Origin of the sequence: Streptomyces sp. NPDC026092, assembly GCF_040638605.1 — a bacterium.
In the GTDB taxonomy this organism is placed as follows: domain Bacteria; phylum Actinomycetota; class Actinomycetes; order Streptomycetales; family Streptomycetaceae; genus Streptomyces.
In genome coordinates, this window is the sequence record NZ_JBEZYN010000010.1 from 73,595 (window position 1) to 90,121 (window position 16,527).

Here is a 16,527-nt window from a genome sequence, read left to right on the forward strand (position 1 = left end):
GGAGGGAAACGGGCGCGGGCCATGAAGATCGATCTCACGGACACCACATCCAGCAAGATCAACAAGGCGATCGTCGAAGGCCGCCGGGCCGTCGGCACCCCCGCCGTCGGCATGGTGCTCACCCTCGTCATCGTCACCGACGAGGAGAACGCCTACGACTCCCTGAAGGCCGCCACCGAAGCCTCCCGCGAGCACCCGTCCCGCACGCTCGTCGTCATCAAGCGCCACGACCGCTCGCCCCGACGGCGGCACGAGGCCCGCCTCGACGCCGAGGTCCGCGTCGGCAGCGACGCCGGGTCGGGGGAGACCGTCCTGCTCCGCATGCACGGCGAACTCAGCGCCCGCGCCGACTCCGTGGTCCTCCCGCTGCTGCTCCCCGACGCCCCCGTCGTCGTCTGGTGGCCGGTCGACGCGCCCGAGGTGCCGTCCACGGACCCGCTCGGCTCGCTCGCCCAGCGCCGCATCACCGACGCGTACGCGGTCGAGGACCCTCTCGCCGCGCTCGACGTCCGCGCCGCCTCCTACGCCCCCGGCGACACCGACCTGGCCTGGACCCGGCTCACTCCGTGGCGCTCGATGCTCGCCGCCGCGCTCGACCAGGCCCGGGCGACGATCGTCTCGGCCGCCGTCGAGAGCGAGTCGGACAACCCGAGCGCCGAACTCCTGGCACGCTGGTTCGAGGACCGGCTGCGCGTCCCGGTCGAGCGGGTCACCACGGACGGACCGGTCGTCACCGCCGTCCGCCTCGGCACCCCGGACGGCGAGATCCGCATCGACCGCCCCGAGGGCCCGGTCGCGCGACTGTCCATCCCCGGCCAGCCCAGCCGGGTCCTCGCCCTCAAGGTCCGTACGACGGCCGAGCTGATCGCCGAGGAACTGCGCAGGCTCGACCCCGACGAGATCTACGCCTCCGCGCTGCGGACGGTCGTCCAGGGCCTGTCGATCGGCAACCCCACGTAGTTCTGGGCCAGTTCGGCTGCCGCGTGGCGCGCGTTCGCGATCCGGTCCAGTTGGGAGAGCTGGAGGCGGGTGTCGAAGCCGGACTGGTCGGGGTCGGTGTGCAGCGTCGTCGTCATGAAGTACGAGAAGTGCTCGGCGCGCCAGACCCGGCGCAGGCACGTGTCGGAGTACGCGTCGAGCAGCTCCGTGGAGCCCGTGGCCGCCCGCTGAGCGAAAGCCCGCGCCAGGACGATCACATCGGCGGCGGCGAGGTTGAGCCCCTTCGCGCCGGTCGGTGGCACGATGTGCGCCGCGTCCCCGGCGAGGAAGAGTCGGCCGTACCGCATCGGCTCCGTCACCGAACTCCGCATCGGCAGCACCGACTTCTGCGTGATCGGGCCGCGCTTCAGCCGCCACTCGGGCGCGTCCCCGAGCGCGAAGCGCGCGTCGAGCTCGTCCCAGATCCGCTCGTCGGACCAGTCCGCGGGGTCGGCGCCGTTCTCCACCTGGAGGTAGAGCCGGCTCACCGCGGGGGAGCGCATGCTGGCCAGCGCGAAGCCCCGCTCGGAGTGGGCGTAGATCAACTCCTCGTACACGGGCGGGGCTTCGGCGAGGATGCCGAGCCAGGAGTACGGGTAGGTCCGCTCGTACGTCGTCCGCTCACGCTCCGGGACCGCCGTCCGGGCGACCCCGTGGAAGCCGTCGCAGCCGACCACGTAGTCGCAGGTCAGGGTCTGCTCGCGGCCCTCGTGCACGTACCGGATCACGGGGCGGTCCGTGTTCACGCCCTCCACCGCGCGCACCTCGGCACCGAACAACAGCGGTCCGCCGTCGGCGAGTTGAAGGGCGATCAGATCCTTCACCACCTCGGTCTGGGCGTAGACCCAGACCCGGCGGCCCTCGGTCAGCGCGGGGAAGTCGACCCGGTGGGCCCGGCCGTCGAAGCGCAGCTCGATGCCGTCGTGAGGGATCCCCTCGGTATCGAGGCGGGCGCCCGCGCCTGCCTCGCGGAGCGCGTCGACTGTGGCCTGCTCCAGGATCCCGGCGCGCTGCCGCCGCTCGACGTAGGCGCGGTCGCGGGACTCCAGGACCACGCTGTCGATACCCGCGCGGTGCAGCAGGCGCGCGAGCAGCAGCCCGGCGGGGCCGCCGCCGACGATGCCGACGGTGGTGTGCATCTGGCCTCCATGTTCGTATAGTGAAGAAAACTTCACCTCAGAGTGGGGTGAGTCTGCGCCCGCCGTGCCGGGCTGTCAACGGTGGTTCCGTCGGCGAGACGCGGCGGCGACGACCGTCGGATCCCATCCGTCAGGGAGCGTCCATGTCATCGATCGAGAACGCGCCGCCCGAGGCCGTCGCGCCGCTGATGCGCGGGCTCATGCTGCTGCGCCGGCTCACCGACGCCGACGGGGTCCTCAGCCTGAGCGAGCTGGAGCGCACCACCGGCCTGGCCCGGTCCACCGTCGACCGGATCACGGGCACGCTCGCCCGCATGGGGTACGTACGCCTCGACGGCCGTGACGTCTTCCTCGCCCCGCGCCTGATGGAGCTGGGCAACGCCTATCTGGGCGCCCTCGGGATTCCCGGGGTTCTCGGCGGGCCCGCAGACGCGCTCGCCGACGAGCTGGACGAATCGGTGTCCCTCGCGGTCGCCGACGGCGACGGCATCCGCTTCGTCCACCAGGCGACCCGGCGGCGCGCGATGTCCCTCAGCTTCCGGATCGGCGATCCGCTCCCGGCCGAACGGACCGCTCCGGGCGCGCTGTTCGCCGCCGACTGGACGGCGGCGGAGTGGGAGCGCCGGCGGGCCCGCCGGGCCGCCGACCCGCACGACACCGGGTTCCCCGCAGTGCCTGTCGGAGCCCGGCCGGACGAGGCGGAGTTCGCCGCGCGCGTGGCCCGGGCCGCCGAGCGCGGCTGGGCCCTGGACGACCAGCTCATCGAACCCGGCCTGGTCGCCCTCGCCCTCCCCGTACGGGACGCCGACGGCGCCGTCGCCTGTGTGGCGAGCGTGGTCAGCCACACCAGCCGGCACACCGCCGACTCCCTCCGCGAGGCGCTTCTGCCGCGCCTGCGCGCCGCGACCGCGGAGTGGGAGAAGCTGCTGGCGCGCGAGGCGCCCGAGACCCCGCGTACGTACCCCGCCGTCGGCCTCGCCGACTGGACCCACGCCTCGAAGCAGGAGCTCGGCCGGGGCTTCGTCGAGTCGCTCGCCCGCGGACTGACCGTTCTCACCGCGTTCGGGGAGGGCCGGGCCGCACTGCCCCTGAGCGCCGTCGCCGAGGCCACCGGGCTCGCGCGGGCCACCGCGCGGCGGGCGCTGATCACCCTGGAGCACCTCGGGTACGTCACCGCCGAGGGGCGGCTCTTCCGGCTCACCCCCCAGGTGCTCGCGCTCGGCTTCCCGTACCTCTCCCGGCTGCCGCTCCCGCAGATCGCCGCGCCACACCTGGCCGAACTCTCCCGGCGCGTCCACGACTCCGCGTCCCTCGCGGTCCTCGCCGGGCACGACGTCCGCTACACCGCCCGGGTCGCCACCCGCCGGATCATGAGCGTCCACATCACCGTCGGCACCCGCTTCCCCGCGCACGCCACCTCGCTCGGCCGCGTCATGCTCGCCGACCTCCCGCCCGAGAGCCGCGCCGCCTGGCTCGCGGACATCGAGCCGCGCGCCCTCACCCCGCACACCGTCACCTCGGGCCCGGAACTCGCCGCCGTACTGGAGCGGGTACGGGAGCAGGGGTACGCCCTCGTCGACGAGGAGCTGGAGCAGGGGCTCCGCTCGATCGCCGCGCCCGTGCGCGACCGGACGGGGGCCGTCGTGGCCGCCGTCAACGTGGCCATGCACAGCAGCCGCCGTACCGTCGAGGAGTGCGTCGGGGAGGTCCTGCCCGAGCTGCGCGCGGCGGTCGCCCGCATCGAGGACGACCTGCGCACGGCGGGGCGCTTCGCCCGTGTGTCGGAGACGTGAGCGCCGCCGAGGACCGGCTGTGATCAGGAGGACGTCATCAGCGTCCGCACACGCGACGCGAGCAGAGGCATCAGGCTCTCTCGCCAGGTGTCGAGCGAGACCATGCCGCTGGACATGCCGCCGTGGGCGAACGACTCCCGGTACACGGACGACGCCGGGTCCCCGGCGAGGTCGACCCCGACGAGCTCGCTGAACGTCACCCGCAGGAGTTCGACCGCTTCGCCGAGCGTAGGCGGTACGTCCGTACCAGACAGCCGGTCGCGAAGGGCCCGCCAGACATGGGGGTCGCCCCGCAGGCCCCACCTCTCCGGCTCCGGATCGAAGAGAGAGGCCATCGTCACCGCTGTCGCGTCATCGTGTGCCATGCCGGAAGTCTCCCAGAGCCCTGCCCCCGACCGGCGTGGCTCAGGACGCGACCGGCTCCGCAGGGTCGCGAAGGCGCTCCGCCGCGTCCGACACGCGCAGCAGCAGGCTCATGAACTGAGCCTGTTCCTCGGCGGAGAGCGGGGCGAGGAACACCTGGTTCATCCGTGCCGTCCGTACCGTCAGCTTGCGGTGCGTCCGTTCGCCGTCCTCGGTCAGCCGCAGGAGAAAGCGGCGGCCGTCCTCGGGATCCCGCACCTTGTCGAGCAGCCCCCGGCGGGTCAGCCGACTGACGACTTCGGCGATGGTGGAGCGGTCGAGGCCCACGCGCTCGCCCACCGTCCGCTGGTCGAGGCCGGGTTCGGCCGTCAGGGCGTTCAGGACACCGAACTGCGGGGAGGTGATCTCTTCCGAGACCATCGTGGTCCAGAGCAGGTGGTGCGCCTGCTGGAGCCGCCGGGCCAGGTGCCCGGGATGGGTGGTGAGATCCACCGCGGTCATCGTCGGCCTCCTGTGTCCGGTCGCATTCGTCGGTGTACGGAACGATACGCGCTCACTCCGGCCGCCCTGGCCCGCGCCCGCGCGCTCTTGACGCTCACCGGACCCTCACCAGATACTCAGTGCACTGACTAAATGGGAGGCTGGCCATGGACAAAGTGGTCGCCGGCGCCGCCGAGGCGGTGGCCGACGTCGGGGACGGGGTGTCGCTCGCCGTGGGCGGCTTCGGCCTCAGCGGTGTGCCGAACGTCCTGATCGACGCGATCCACCGGCGTGGCGTCGGCGGCCTGCGGGTCGTGTCGAAAAACTGCGGCGCGCTGGACACCGGCCTCGCCGTTCTGCTCGCCGCCGGGCGGATCGCGCGCGTCACCGGCTCGTACATCGGCGCCAACAAGGAGTTCGCCCGGCAGTATCTGGCCGGCGAGCTGGAGGTCGAGCTCATCCCGCAGGGGACGCTCGCCGAACGGCTGCGGGCCGGGGGCTGCGGCATCCCCGCCTTTTACACCCCGGCCGGCGTCGGCACCCAGGTCGCCGACGGCGGACTGCCCTGGCGCTACGACGGCGACGGAGGCGTCGCCCTGGCCTCGCCGCCCAAGGAGGTGCGGGAGTTCGACGGACGCGCGTACGTTTTGGAGCACGGCATCCGTACCGACTTCGCCCTCGTCCGCGCCGCGCGCGGCGACCGCCACGGGAACCTGGTCTTCAACAAGGCCGCCCGGAACTTCAACCCCTTGGCGGCGATGGCCGGGAAGATCACGATCGCCGAGGTCGAGGAGCTGGTGGAACCCGGCGACATCGACCCCGACGCCGTCCACCTCCCCGGGGTCTTCGTCCAGCGGGTCGTGGCCCTGACGCCCGAACAGGCCGCGCACAAGCGGATAGAGAAGAGGACCACGCGATGAGGGCGGTGACGGGCTGGACCCGCGAGCAGATGGCCGCCCGCGCCGCACGCGAGCTGACGGACGGTCAGTACGTGAACCTGGGCATCGGACTTCCGACGCTGATCCCCAACCACCTCCCCGAAGGGGTCGAGGTGGTCCTCGAATCCGAGAACGGCATCCTCGGCACCGGCCCGTTCCCCGGCGAGGACGAGGTCGACCCCGACCTCATCAACGCCGGCAAGGAGACCGTCACCGTCGTGCCGGGAGCCTCCTTCTTCGACTCCGCGCTCTCCTTCGGGATGATCCGCGGCGGCCACATCGACGTCGCCGTCCTCGGCGCCATGCAGGTCTCCGCCCGCGGCGACCTCGCCAACTGGGCCGTTCCGGGCAAGCTCGTCACCGGCATCGGCGGCGCCATGGACCTCGTCCACGGCGCCAGGACCGTCATCGTCGTCATGACCCACACCGCCAAGGACGGCACCCCGAAGATCGTCGACGAGTGCACCCTGCCGCTGACCGGCCGGGCTTGCGTCGACCGGATCGTCACCGACCTCGCCGTTCTCGACGTCACCGACGACGGCCTCGTGCTCACCGAGACCGCCCCCGGCGTCGACCCCGCCGACGTCCTCGCCAGGACGGCCGCGCCGGTCCGCCTCGCCCCCGGGCTCAGGGCTCCTGAAGGCCGCCCGCTCGACGCCCCCGCCCACTGACCCCCGGAGCCCCCATGGCCCTCACCCAGTCGGACATCGACATCGAGATCGGCCGGCACCAGGCCGCGTACGACAAGGAGCTGGCCGCCGGGGCGGCGCCCCGCAGCCACCCGGCCCGCGACTACGCCCCGTACCGCAGCTCGCTGCTCCGCCACCCCCGGCAACCGCTCGTGGCCGTCAACGGCGGCGACCCGGAGGCGGTGGAACTCGCCGGACCCGTCTTCGGCCCCACCGACGTCACCGAGATCGACAACGACCTCACCCGGCAGCACGCGGGCGAGCCCCTCGGCGAGCGCATCACCGTCTCGGGACGGCTGCTCGACCGCGCCGGCCGCCCGGTGCGCGGCCAGCTCGTCGAGGTGTGGCAGGCCAACGCCTCCGGCCGGTACGCCCATCTGCGCGACCAGCACCCGGCTCCGCTCGACCCGAACTTCACAGGAGTCGGCCGCACCCTCACCGACGACGACGGCCGCTACACCTTCACCACCGTCAAGCCCGGCGCCTACCCGTGGCGCAACCACACCAACGCCTGGCGCCCGGCCCACATCCACTTCTCCGTCTTCGGCACGGCCTTCACCCAACGGCTCGTGACGCAGATGTACTTCCCGGGCGACCCGCTCTTCGCCCACGACCCGATCCTCCGCTCGGTCACCGACCCGGCGGCCCGCGAACGGCTCGTCGCCCGTTACGAACACGCCCTGTCCCGGCCCGAGTTCTCCCTCGGCTACGCCTGGGACATCGTCCTCGACGGGCCCTCCGCCACCTGGATAGAGGAAGGACGCTGACCGCCATGACGCCGCTCCCGACCCCCTCCCACACCGTCGGCCCGTTCTACGGCTACGCCCTGCCCTTCCCCGACGGCGACCGGATCGCGCCCGAGGGCCACCCGGACCGGATCGTCCTGCACGGCCATGTGTACGACGGCGAGGGCGCCCCGGTCCCCGACGCCCTCCTCGACTTCTGGCAGGCCGCCCCCGACGGTTCCCTCACGGGCGCGCCCGGATCGCTGCGCCGCGACCCGGTCACCCGCGGCCATCTGGGGCGCAGCGCAACCGACTTCACCGGCTTCGGGCGCGTCCCCACCGACGCCGACGGCCACTACGCGCTCACCACACTGCCCCCGGGCAACGCGGGCCTGCCGTACATCAGCGTCTGCGTCTTCGCGCGCGGGCTGCTCCACCACCTCTTCACCCGCGCGTACCTGCGGGACGGCGCCGACCCGCTGCTCGACGCGCTGCCGGCCGCGCGCCGGGCCACGCTGCTGGCCAGGCCCGACGAGCGGGCGGCGCCGCCCCGGACGTACCGCTTCGACATACGGCTCCAGGGCGCGGGCGAGACGGTCTTCCTGGAGTTCACATGAGCTCCGACCTCACCGACGTCGGCCTCCTCGCCCCGGGGCGCGCGGGCTCCCCGGCCGAGGCCGCGACCGGCGACACCGCGTTCCTGCGGGCGCTGCTCGACGCGGAGGCGGCCCTCACGCGCGCCCAGGCCGCCGTGGGGCAGGCGCCGGCCGAAGCGGCCGAGGCCGTCACGGCCGCGGCGGACCCGGCCCGCTTCGACGCGCGGGACATCGCCCTGCGCGCCCGGGCCGGCGGCAACCCCGTCATCCCGCTCGTCGCCGACCTGATGGCCGCCGTGCCGGGGGAGTGGCGCGCGTACGTCCACCGGGGCGCGACGAGCCAGGACATCCTGGACACCGCGGCGATGCTGGTCGCGCGGCGCACGCTCGACCTGATCCTGGGCGACCTCGACCGTACCGAGCGGGCACTTGCCGCCCTCGCGGCCGCCCACCGGGACACGGTCATGCCCGGCCGCACCCTGACCCAGCACGCCGTGCCCACCACCTTCGGCCTCAAGGCGGCCGGCTGGCGCGCGCTCGCCCTCGACGCGCGCGACCGGATCCGTACGGTACGGGACTCCCTGCCCGCCCAACTCGGCGGCGCCGCCGGGACCTTGGCCGCCTTCGACGCGTACGGCGGCGGTGCGGAGGGCGGCTCCGGGCGGCTCGTGGCCGCCTACGCGCGGGAGACCGGTCTCGTCGCGCCCGTACTGCCCTGGCACACCCTGCGTACGCCGATCGCCGACCTCGCGGGTTCCCTCGCCCTCGCGGCCGGGGCGCTCGGCAAGACCGCGGCCGACGTCCTCACGCTCTCCCGCACCGAGATCGGCGAGGTCACCGAAGGGGCGGGCGGCGGTTCCTCCGCCATGCCGCACAAGGCGAACCCCGTGCGCGCCGCGCTCGTCGCCGCAGCCGCGCGCCGCGCCCCGCACCTCGCCGCCACGCTGTACGGCTCCCTGGTCGCCGAGGACGAACGGCCCGCCGGGGCCTGGCATGCCGAGTGGGAGCCGCTGCGCGAGCTCCTCCGGCTGGTCGGCGGCGCCGCCCGGGACGCCGCCGAACTGGCCGAGGGGCTCCGGGTCCATGCCGACGTGATGCGCCACCACCTCGACCTGACCGGCGGGTTGATCGTCTCCGAGCGGCTCTCCGCCGCCCTCGCCCCGCTCGTCGGCCGCGCCCGCGCGAAGCAGCTCCTCACCGAACTCGCCTGGCGCGCCCGCGCGGAGGCGCGCCCGCTGGACGAACTGCTCGCCGAGGTAACCGAGTTGAAGGACATCGACCTCCGCGAGCTGACCGACCCCACCCGCTGCACCGGCTCCGCCGGAGCCCTCACCGACCGCGCCCTGGAGCGACCGTGACCACCGCCACCCCGCCCCCGCACGCAGGGCTGCACCACCGCGCCGAAGGGCCGGGCACCGCGCCCGTCCTGATCCTCGGCCCCTCGCTCGGCACCTCCGCCGCCCTCTGGGACGCGGTCGCCCCCGAGCTGTCGGCCACGCACCGGGTCGTCCGCTGGGACCTGCCCGGGCACGGCGGCTCCCCGGCCTCGCTCATCGGCCCCGGGGCGACCGTCGCCGACCTGGCCCGGCTCGTTCTCGACCTCGCCGACGCGCTCGGCGTCGACCGCTTCTCCTACGCGGGCGTCTCGCTCGGCGGAGCTGTCGGGCTGCACCTCGCCGCCCACCACCCCGACCGGGTGGAACGGCTGGCCGTCGTCTGCTCCTCCGCCCACTTCGGCGGCTCCGCGCCCTGGCGGGAGCGCGCGGCGACCGTGCGCCGCGACGGGCTCGACGCGCTGGCGGCGGGCGCCCACGCCCGCTGGTTCACCCCCGGCTTCACCGTGCCGGAGCTCGTGGCCGACCACCGCCGCACCGACCCCGAGGCGTACGCCGCGTGCTGCGACGCGCTCGCCGCCTTCGACCTGCGGGACCGCCTCGCCACGATCACCGCGCCCACGCTGGTCCTCGCCGGACGGGAGGACCCGGCGACCCCGCCCGCCCACGCCCGGGAGATCGCGGACGCGATCCCCGGCGCGGCGCTCACCGAGATCCCCGGCGCCTCCCACCTCGCACCGGCCGAACGCCCCGAGGCCGTCCTCGCCGCGCTCCGCGGCCACCTCACCGACGGCGCCGCGGGGAAGCGGGGCATGGAAGTCCGCCGAGAGGTCCTCGGCGACGCCCACGTGGACCGCGCCCAGGCCGGTCAGACGGCCTTCACGGCCCTCTTCCAGGACTTCATCTCCCGCTACGCCTGGGGCGAGATCTGGACCGACCCCACCCTGTCCCGGCGCGAGCGGAGCATGGTCACCCTCACCGCGCTCGTGGCCCACGGCCACCTGGACGAACTGGCCATACACGTCCGTGCCGCCCGCCGGAACGGCCTCACGCCCGAGGAGATCGGGGCCGTCCTCCTCCAGACCGCCGTCTACTGCGGCGTACCCGCGGCCAACGCGGCCTTCGCCGTGGCACAACGCGTCCTCGCGGATCCGGTGTACTGAGCCCACCAGTTCGTACAAGAGGAGCCACACCCATGGGAACCCCCGCCCGCGCCGCCACCCCCGTACTCGTCCTCAACGGGCCCAATCTCAACCTCCTGGGCCTGCGCGAGCCCGCGATCTACGGCACGGACACCCTCGACACGATCGAGCGGCTCTGCCATGACACCGGCGAGGGGCTCGGCCTCCGCGTCGACTTCCGGCAGTCCAACCACGAGGGCGTCCTCATCGACGCCATCCAGGAGGCCCGCACCGCCCACCGGGGCATCGTGATCAACCCGGCCGGCTACAGCCACACCTCCGTCGCGCTGCGCGACGCCCTCGCCGCCGTCGGACTGCCCGTCGTCGAGGTGCACCTGTCGAACATCCACAAGCGCGAGGAGTTCCGGCACCACAGCTACGTCTCCGGCGTCGCCGACGCCGTGATCTGCGGAGCGGGCGCCCACGGCTACGCCCTCGCCCTGACCCACCTCGCCCGGCTGACCACCACGGAATGACCCCTCCGGCGCCCGCGCGCCGGGCGTCCGGCGTGCGGGGGAACCTCCGAGGGCGGAGCATGAACGTGAGGAGGGTGCCGCGGGGGCGGCGACAGGAGGCTGCCATGCCCGACGCGCTCGTCGTGCTGAAGAACGTCGACAAGCACTTCGGCGCGCTGCACGTGCTCCAGTCCATCGACCTGACCGTCGGCCGGGGCGAGGTCGTCGTCGTGATCGGCCCGTCCGGTGGCGGCAAGTCGACGCTCTGCCGTGCCATCAACCGGCTGGAGACCATCGACTCCGGCGAGATCGTCATCGACGGCAAGCCGCTGCCCGCCGAGGGCCGCGAGCTTGCCGCGCTCCGCGCCGACGTCGGCATGGTGTTCCAGTCCTTCAACCTCTTCGCGCACAAGACCGTGCTCGAGAACGTCACCCTCGGCCAGGTCAAGGTCCGCAAGAAGGACAAGAAGACCGCCGAGCAGCGGGCCCGCCAGCTGCTCGACCGGGTCGGGGTGGCGACCCAGGCCGACAAGTACCCCGCCCAGCTCTCCGGCGGCCAGCAGCAGCGCGTGGCGATCGCCCGGGCGCTGGCCATGGACCCGAAGGTGATGCTCTTCGACGAGCCGACCTCGGCTCTCGACCCCGAGATGATCAACGAGGTCCTGGAGGTCATGCAGCAGCTCGCCCGCGACGGCATGACCATGGTCGTCGTGACCCACGAGATGGGATTCGCCCGCTCCGCCGCCAACCGCGTGGTCTTCATGGCGGACGGCCGGATCGTGGAGGAGACGACCCCCGAGCAGTTCTTCAGCAACCCCAGCAGCGACCGCGCCAAGGACTTCCTCTCGAAGATCCTGCACCACTGATGGAAGAGACGATTTCGCACCACTGACCGGAGAGACGATCTCGCACCACTCACCGGAGAACCGAACGCACCACCGACCGCGGCGGCCCCACGACCGCCCAGCAGCCCCAGGGGTGACCCCATGAACCCTCGCAAGCTCACCAAGGCCGGCGTCGCCGCGGCCGCCGCGCTCGCCCTCTCCTTCTCCCTGGCCGCCTGCGGCGACGACGGAGGCAGCGGCTCCGGGAGCGGTGACGAGAAGATCACCGTCGGCATCAAGTTCGATCAGCCCGGCGTGGGCCTGAAGACGCCGGACGGTACGTACACCGGCTTCGACGTCGACGTGGCGACCTACGTCGCCAAGCAGCTGGGCCACGATCCCGGCGACATCGAGTGGAAGGAGGCCAAGAGCGCCGACCGTGAGACCCTGCTGCAGCGCGGTGACGTCGACTTCATCGCGGCCTCGTACTCGATCAACGACGAGCGGGCGCAGAAGGTCGACTTCGCCGGACCGTACCTCCTGGCCCACCAGGACGTCCTGATCCGCGCGGACGACAACTCGATCACCAAGCCCGAGGACCTCAACAACAAGAAGCTCTGCTCGGTCACCGGCTCGACCTCCGCGCAGAACGTCAAGACCAAGATCGCTCCGCAGGCCCAGCTCCAGGAGTACGGCGGGTACTCGGAGTGTCTGACCGGGCTCGAGAACGGCGTCATCGACGCCCTGACCACCGACGACGCGATCCTCGCCGGCTACGCCTCGCAGCCCGAGTTCGAGGGCAAGTTCAAGCTCGGCGGCTTCGACATGAGCAACGAGAACTACGGCATCGGCGTGCAGAAGGGCAGCGAACTGAAGGAGCAGATCAACGACGCCCTGGAGCAGATGGTCGCCGACGGATCGTGGGACGCGGCCGTGAAGAAGAACTTCGGCCCGGCGGAGTACCAGAACGAACCCGCACCGGAGATCGGCGTCGTCGTGAAGTGAGTGGGCCGCCGTGTTCGACTTCCTCGAAGGCTACGACCTGCTGGGAGCGTTCTGGGTGACGGTGCAGCTCACCGTCTACTCCGCGATCGGCTCCCTGATCTGGGGGACGCTGCTGGCCGCCATGCGCGTCAGCCCCGTCCCCCTGATGCGGGGCTTCGGCACCGTCTACGTCAACATCGTCCGCAACATCCCGCTGACCGTCATCATCGTCTTCACCTCGCTCGGCCTGTTCCAGACCCTCGGCGTCAACATGGGCGCCAAGGACTTCACCACGATCAACTTCCGGCTCGCCGTCCTCGGACTGATCGCCTACACCTCGGCCTTCGTCTGCGAGGCGCTGCGCTCGGGCATCAACACCGTCCCCCTCGGCCAGGTCGAGGCCGCCCGCGCGATCGGGCTCAACTTCCCGCAGGTGCTGCGCCTCATCGTGCTCCCGCAGGCCTTCCGCTCCGTGGTGGGACCGCTGGCCAACGTCCTGATCGCCCTCACCAAGAACACCACCGTCGCCGCCGCCATCGGCGTCGCCGAGGCGGCCCTGCTCATGCGGGAGATGATCGAGAACGAAGCCCAGCTGATCCTCATCTCGGCGATCTTCGCCGTCGGCTTCATCTGCCTCACGCTCCCCACCGGGCTCTTCCTCGGCTGGCTGAGCAAGAAGGTGGCGGTGAAGCGATGAAGCCCGTGGCGGTGAAGCGATGAAGAAGCCGACGGTGAAAGCGGCGAAGGCGCCGGCGGTGAAGGCGGCGAAGGAGCGGCCCACCGTCCTCTACGACGTCCCGGGACCGCGCGCGAAGCGCCGGAACGTGCTCTACACGCTGCTGTTCCTGATCGCCGTCGCCGCGGTGATCTGGTGGGTCCTCCTGGCCCTCGCCGACAAGGACCAGCTGGAGGCGAAGAAGTGGGAGCCCTTCTTCACCGACTCCCGGGTCTGGACGACGTACCTCCTCCCGGCTCTGGAGAACACCCTGATCGCCGCGGCGCTCTCCATGGTCATCGCGCTGCCCCTCGGCGCCATCCTCGGCATCGGCCGGCTCTCCGACCACCGCTGGATCCGGGGCACCGCGGGGACGGTGGTGGAGTTCTTCCGCGCGATCCCCGTCCTCATCCTGATGCTCTTCGCCAACGCCGCGTACTCCGAGTTCACCGACGTCAGCCCCGAGAACCGGCCCCTGTACGCGGTCGTCACCGGCCTCGTCCTCTACAACGCCTCGGTCCTCGCCGAGGTGTTCAGGGCCGGGATCCTCTCGCTGCCCAGCGGCCAGACCGACGCCGCGAAGGCGATCGGCATGCGCAAGGGCCAGACCATGACGTACGTCCTGCTGCCCCAGTCGGTCACCGCGATGCTCCCGGCGCTCGTCAGCCAGCTCGTCGTGATCGTCAAGGACACCGCGCTCGGCGGTGCGATGCTCGGCTTCTCCGAGCTCCTCGCCTCCGTGCGCCCGATGAGCGCGAACTACGGCGCCAACACCATCGCGAGCTTCACCGTCGTCGCCGTCATCTTCGTCATCCTCAACTTCGCGCTCACCACTTTCGCGAGCTGGCTGGAGCGCAGGCTGCGGAGGGCCAGGAAGTCGACGGGCGCCGTCGTCGGCGTCGACGCGGTGGAGGACCTGAACCGCCCGGGCGAGCACCTGGGACCGACGAGCCCGGGGAAGTGAGGCCCTGGTCGGAGCTGTCGCGCGGCGGCCGCGTTTCGGTGTCGGGGGACCGGCCGCATAGAGTCGACCTGGCCTTCCGACCGGCCTTTCCTTACCGCCGACCCTCCCCGAGGAGCTTGACGTGACCGACGCGGCGTCCACCGCCCTGCAGCAGCAGATCGCCGAGGAACTCGAGGTGTCCCCGAGCTTCGACCCGCTGGTCGAGATCGAACGCCGGGTGGCCTTCCTCACCGAGCGCCTCACCTCCACGGGGCTGCGCAGCCTGGTCCTCGGGATCAGCGGCGGCGTGGACTCCACCACCGCGGGCCGGCTCTGCCAGCTCGCCGTGGAGCGGGCCAGGGCGGCCGGTCACGACGCCACCTTCTACGCCATGCGGCTGCCCTACGGCGTCCAGGCCGACGAGAAGGACGCCCAGCTCGCCCTGGGCTTCATCGCCGCCGACCGGGTCCTGACCGTGGACGTCAAGGCGTCGAGCGACGCCGCCCTGGAGGCCTCCCTGGCCGGCGGGGTGACCTTCCGGGACGCCCACCACCAGGACTTCGTCCAGGGCAACATCAAGGCCCGGCAGCGCATGATCGCGCAGTACGCGGTCGCGGGGGCCCACGACGGCCTGGTCGTCGGCACGGACCACGCGGCGGAGGCGGTCTCCGGCTTCTTCACCAAGTACGGCGACGGCGCCGCCGACGTCGTCCCGCTGACCGGCCTGACCAAGCGCCGCGTGCGGGCCTGCGCCGACGCGCTCGGCGCCCCCGCCGAGCTGGTCTGGAAGACCCCGACGGCCGACCTGGAGACCCTCGACCCGGGCAAGCCCGACGAGGACGCGCTGGGTGTCACGTACGACGAGATCGACGACTTCCTGGAGGGCAAGCCGGTCGGGGAGGCCGCGTACGCCTCGATCGTGCGCCGCTACGAGCTGACCGACCACAAGCGCCGGCTGCCGATCGCTCCCTGAGGCCTGAGGCTTTGCGGCCCTGAGCTCCTGGAACTCCCTGAGCTCCCTGCGAGTGACAGGCGGCGACCATCCGGACGTGAGCGCGTGTGTCGGGCGTCCGGATGGTGGTCGAGTGGGTGTGCCCTCGGAATTCCCGAACGGCACACGCGAAGGAGACAACGGCATGTTCGGACAGTCGAAGGCGTTCAGCGGCTTCTCGGTCGACGATCTCGACCGGGCCCGTCAGTTCTACGGCGACACCCTCGGCCTCCAGGTGGAGGAGACCGGTGACGCGGACATGCGGATGCTGACGATCAAGCTGGGGAGCGGCGCGAGCGTCTTCGTGTACCCCAAGGAGAACCACACGCCCGCGTCCTTCACGATCCTGAACTTCCCCGTGGACGACATCGACGTGGCCGTCGACGAGCTGGCGAAGCGGGGTGTCTCCTTCGAGCGCTACGCCGAGTTCGAGCACGACGCCAAGGGCATCGTGCGGGGCCCGGACGGCCCTTCCATCGCCTGGTTCACCGACCCTGCCGGGAACGTGCTGGCCGTCCTGAAGGAGTAGGACCCGCAGGTCAGAGCGCGGTGGCCACGGCCCGTACCAGCCAGGCGTTGACCGAGAGACCCTCCTGTCCCGCGGCCTCCTCCGCCCGGGCCTTCAGGTGGGCCGGAAGCCTGAAGTTGACGCGCGCCGTGGCCGACTCGTCCCCGTCGGCCGGGAGCGGAGCCGGTACGGGGGCCGGCTTCCTTAGCTCGGAGGGGGCGAAGGGCGGCGGGGTCACGACGAACTCCGGGTCGTTCCCCCGCAGCCGTACGTCGACCGATCCGGGCGCCAGCTCGCTGGTGACCTCGTCCATGGCCGCGGAGAGGGCGTTGAGCAGGGTGAGCCGGGCGGCCGACTCCATGGGCGCGGCGAGCCGCTCGGCGAGCGCACCGGCCTCCTCGCCGCCGGTGGCCGCGGCGACCGCGAGCTCGTGGCGGAGGTTCTCGACGTACGGCATCAGGTCCATGGCGCCATAGTGGCATCATTGTGGCGCCACGGCAAGGGGTGCTTGGTGCCATGTGGTGGTGGCGTGCGGGCCGGGCTTTCCTCACCCCGCGGGCCGGGTTTCCGTCCCCGTGCGGAGGGCAGCCGCCCGCCGAGGAGGTGCGCCATGGACAGTGGCAGCGAACGGGACGGCAGGGGTCGCGAAGGCGAGGCGGCGCACGCCCACGCCCAGTACCAGCGCGACAAGGCCGAGAACCTCCTCCAGCGGGCCCGGCGGAGCGCCGACCCCGAGGAGGCGGACCGGCTGCGTGAGCAGGGCGAGCGCCTCAAGGAACGCAGCGAACGCGCGCTGCGCGAGGAGCACGCACCCTGGCCCGACGACCTCCACGAGCGCTACCCCGGCTGAGTACGCGAACGGCGCCCGGCCGCACGGCATCCCGGCGACGC

The 16,527-nt window shown here is 72.4% G+C and carries 19 protein-coding genes and 1 pseudogene; 16 read left to right on the forward strand and 4 right to left on the reverse strand.

The features are described from left to right. Window positions 1-21 precede the first annotated feature (21 nt). Window positions 22-960 (forward strand): glucose-6-phosphate dehydrogenase assembly protein OpcA, encoded by a 939-nt coding sequence (gene opcA, locus AB0F56_RS18375; RefSeq protein ID WP_362010474.1) that lies wholly within the window; start codon window positions 22-24, stop codon window positions 958-960. Here opcA and AB0F56_RS18380 read toward each other — a convergent pair. Next, on the reverse strand, window positions 903-2,117 hold the full coding sequence (locus tag AB0F56_RS18380) for a 4-hydroxybenzoate 3-monooxygenase (RefSeq protein WP_362010477.1): 1,215 nt from the start codon (window positions 2,115-2,117) through the stop codon (window positions 903-905). The two genes, opcA and AB0F56_RS18380, sit on opposite strands and share 58 nt — an antisense overlap. Before the next feature lie 143 nt (window positions 2,118-2,260). Here AB0F56_RS18380 and AB0F56_RS18385 point away from each other — a divergent pair, with 143 nt between their 5' ends. Further along, complete coding sequence (locus AB0F56_RS18385) at window positions 2,261-3,910, forward strand: IclR family transcriptional regulator C-terminal domain-containing protein (RefSeq protein WP_362010479.1); 1,650 nt, start codon at window positions 2,261-2,263, stop codon at window positions 3,908-3,910. Window positions 3,911-3,933: 23 nt separating this feature from the next. On the opposite strand, the gene AB0F56_RS18390 is transcribed toward AB0F56_RS18385, so the two are convergent. Beyond that, on the reverse strand, window positions 3,934-4,275 hold the full coding sequence (locus tag AB0F56_RS18390) for a hypothetical protein (protein ID WP_362010482.1): 342 nt from the start codon (window positions 4,273-4,275) through the stop codon (window positions 3,934-3,936). A 40-nt stretch (window positions 4,276-4,315) separates the two neighbouring features. Then, a complete protein-coding gene (locus AB0F56_RS18395) occupies window positions 4,316-4,774 on the reverse strand; it encodes a MarR family transcriptional regulator (protein WP_362010484.1) in 459 nt (152 codons plus the stop codon). 146 nt (window positions 4,775-4,920) lie between these two features. Here AB0F56_RS18395 and AB0F56_RS18400 point away from each other — a divergent pair, with 146 nt between their 5' ends. The 13 genes from AB0F56_RS18400 to AB0F56_RS18460 all read left to right on the forward strand — a co-directional run bounded on the left by AB0F56_RS18400 (window position 4,921) and on the right by AB0F56_RS18460 (window position 15,657). Next, on the forward strand, window positions 4,921-5,673 hold the full coding sequence (locus tag AB0F56_RS18400) for a CoA transferase subunit A (RefSeq protein ID WP_362010487.1): 753 nt from the start codon (window positions 4,921-4,923) through the stop codon (window positions 5,671-5,673). Further along, window positions 5,670-6,362 carry a CoA transferase subunit B gene (locus AB0F56_RS18405; RefSeq protein WP_362010490.1) on the forward strand — a complete coding sequence of 231 codons (693 nt, stop codon included), beginning with the start codon at window positions 5,670-5,672 and terminating at the stop codon, window positions 6,360-6,362. The genes AB0F56_RS18400 and AB0F56_RS18405 overlap by 4 nt, the downstream gene beginning before the upstream one ends. Before the next feature lie 14 nt (window positions 6,363-6,376). Then, window positions 6,377-7,147, forward strand: a complete 771-nt coding sequence (gene pcaH / locus AB0F56_RS18410; RefSeq protein ID WP_362010493.1) for a protocatechuate 3,4-dioxygenase subunit beta — start codon at window positions 6,377-6,379, stop codon at window positions 7,145-7,147. A gap of 5 nt (window positions 7,148-7,152) precedes the next feature. Then, entirely contained in the window at window positions 7,153-7,722 is a 570-nt protein-coding gene (gene pcaG, locus AB0F56_RS18415; RefSeq protein ID WP_362010495.1) for a protocatechuate 3,4-dioxygenase subunit alpha, read from the forward strand. Next, a complete protein-coding gene (gene pcaB, locus AB0F56_RS18420) occupies window positions 7,719-9,059 on the forward strand; it encodes a 3-carboxy-cis,cis-muconate cycloisomerase (protein ID WP_362010497.1) in 1,341 nt (446 codons plus the stop codon). Before pcaG ends, pcaB begins: the two co-directional genes overlap by 4 nt. Next, the gene (gene pcaD / locus AB0F56_RS18425) at window positions 9,056-10,198 is read left to right on the forward strand and encodes a 3-oxoadipate enol-lactonase (protein WP_362010500.1); all 1,143 of its coding nucleotides are present in this window, start codon (window positions 9,056-9,058) and stop codon (window positions 10,196-10,198) included. The genes pcaB and pcaD overlap by 4 nt, the downstream gene beginning before the upstream one ends. Window positions 10,199-10,230: 32 nt before the next feature. Beyond that, window positions 10,231-10,692, forward strand: coding sequence for a type II 3-dehydroquinate dehydratase (aroQ, locus tag AB0F56_RS18430; RefSeq protein ID WP_362010503.1), 462 nt, complete (start codon window positions 10,231-10,233; stop codon window positions 10,690-10,692). A 104-nt stretch (window positions 10,693-10,796) separates the two neighbouring features. After that, window positions 10,797-11,537, forward strand: a complete 741-nt coding sequence (locus tag AB0F56_RS18435; protein WP_362010506.1) for an amino acid ABC transporter ATP-binding protein — start codon at window positions 10,797-10,799, stop codon at window positions 11,535-11,537. 120 nt (window positions 11,538-11,657) lie between these two features. Further along, a complete protein-coding gene (locus tag AB0F56_RS18440; protein WP_362010509.1) occupies window positions 11,658-12,500 on the forward strand; it encodes a glutamate ABC transporter substrate-binding protein in 843 nt (280 codons plus the stop codon). 10 nt (window positions 12,501-12,510) lie between these two features. Further along, on the forward strand, window positions 12,511-13,176 hold the full coding sequence (locus AB0F56_RS18445; RefSeq protein WP_362010511.1) for an amino acid ABC transporter permease: 666 nt from the start codon (window positions 12,511-12,513) through the stop codon (window positions 13,174-13,176). A 19-nt stretch (window positions 13,177-13,195) separates the two neighbouring features. Beyond that, the gene (locus AB0F56_RS18450) at window positions 13,196-14,158 is read left to right on the forward strand and encodes an amino acid ABC transporter permease (RefSeq protein ID WP_362010514.1); all 963 of its coding nucleotides are present in this window, start codon (window positions 13,196-13,198) and stop codon (window positions 14,156-14,158) included. A gap of 121 nt (window positions 14,159-14,279) precedes the next feature. After that, window positions 14,280-15,110 carry an ammonia-dependent NAD(+) synthetase gene (gene nadE, locus AB0F56_RS18455; protein ID WP_362010517.1) on the forward strand — a complete coding sequence of 277 codons (831 nt, stop codon included), beginning with the start codon at window positions 14,280-14,282 and terminating at the stop codon, window positions 15,108-15,110. Window positions 15,111-15,273: 163 nt separating this feature from the next. After that, window positions 15,274-15,657, forward strand: a complete 384-nt coding sequence (locus AB0F56_RS18460; protein ID WP_362010520.1) for a VOC family protein — start codon at window positions 15,274-15,276, stop codon at window positions 15,655-15,657. A gap of 13 nt (window positions 15,658-15,670) precedes the next feature. On the opposite strand, the pseudogene AB0F56_RS18465 reads toward AB0F56_RS18460, so the two are convergent. Continuing rightward, window positions 15,671-16,102: pseudogene (locus AB0F56_RS18465) on the reverse strand (hypothetical protein); the annotation flags it as partial. 144 nt (window positions 16,103-16,246) lie between these two features. Between AB0F56_RS18465 and AB0F56_RS18470 the strand changes: the two are divergent. After that, the gene (locus AB0F56_RS18470; protein WP_362010522.1) at window positions 16,247-16,486 is read left to right on the forward strand and encodes a DUF6381 family protein; all 240 of its coding nucleotides are present in this window, start codon (window positions 16,247-16,249) and stop codon (window positions 16,484-16,486) included. Window positions 16,487-16,527 lie beyond the last annotated feature (41 nt).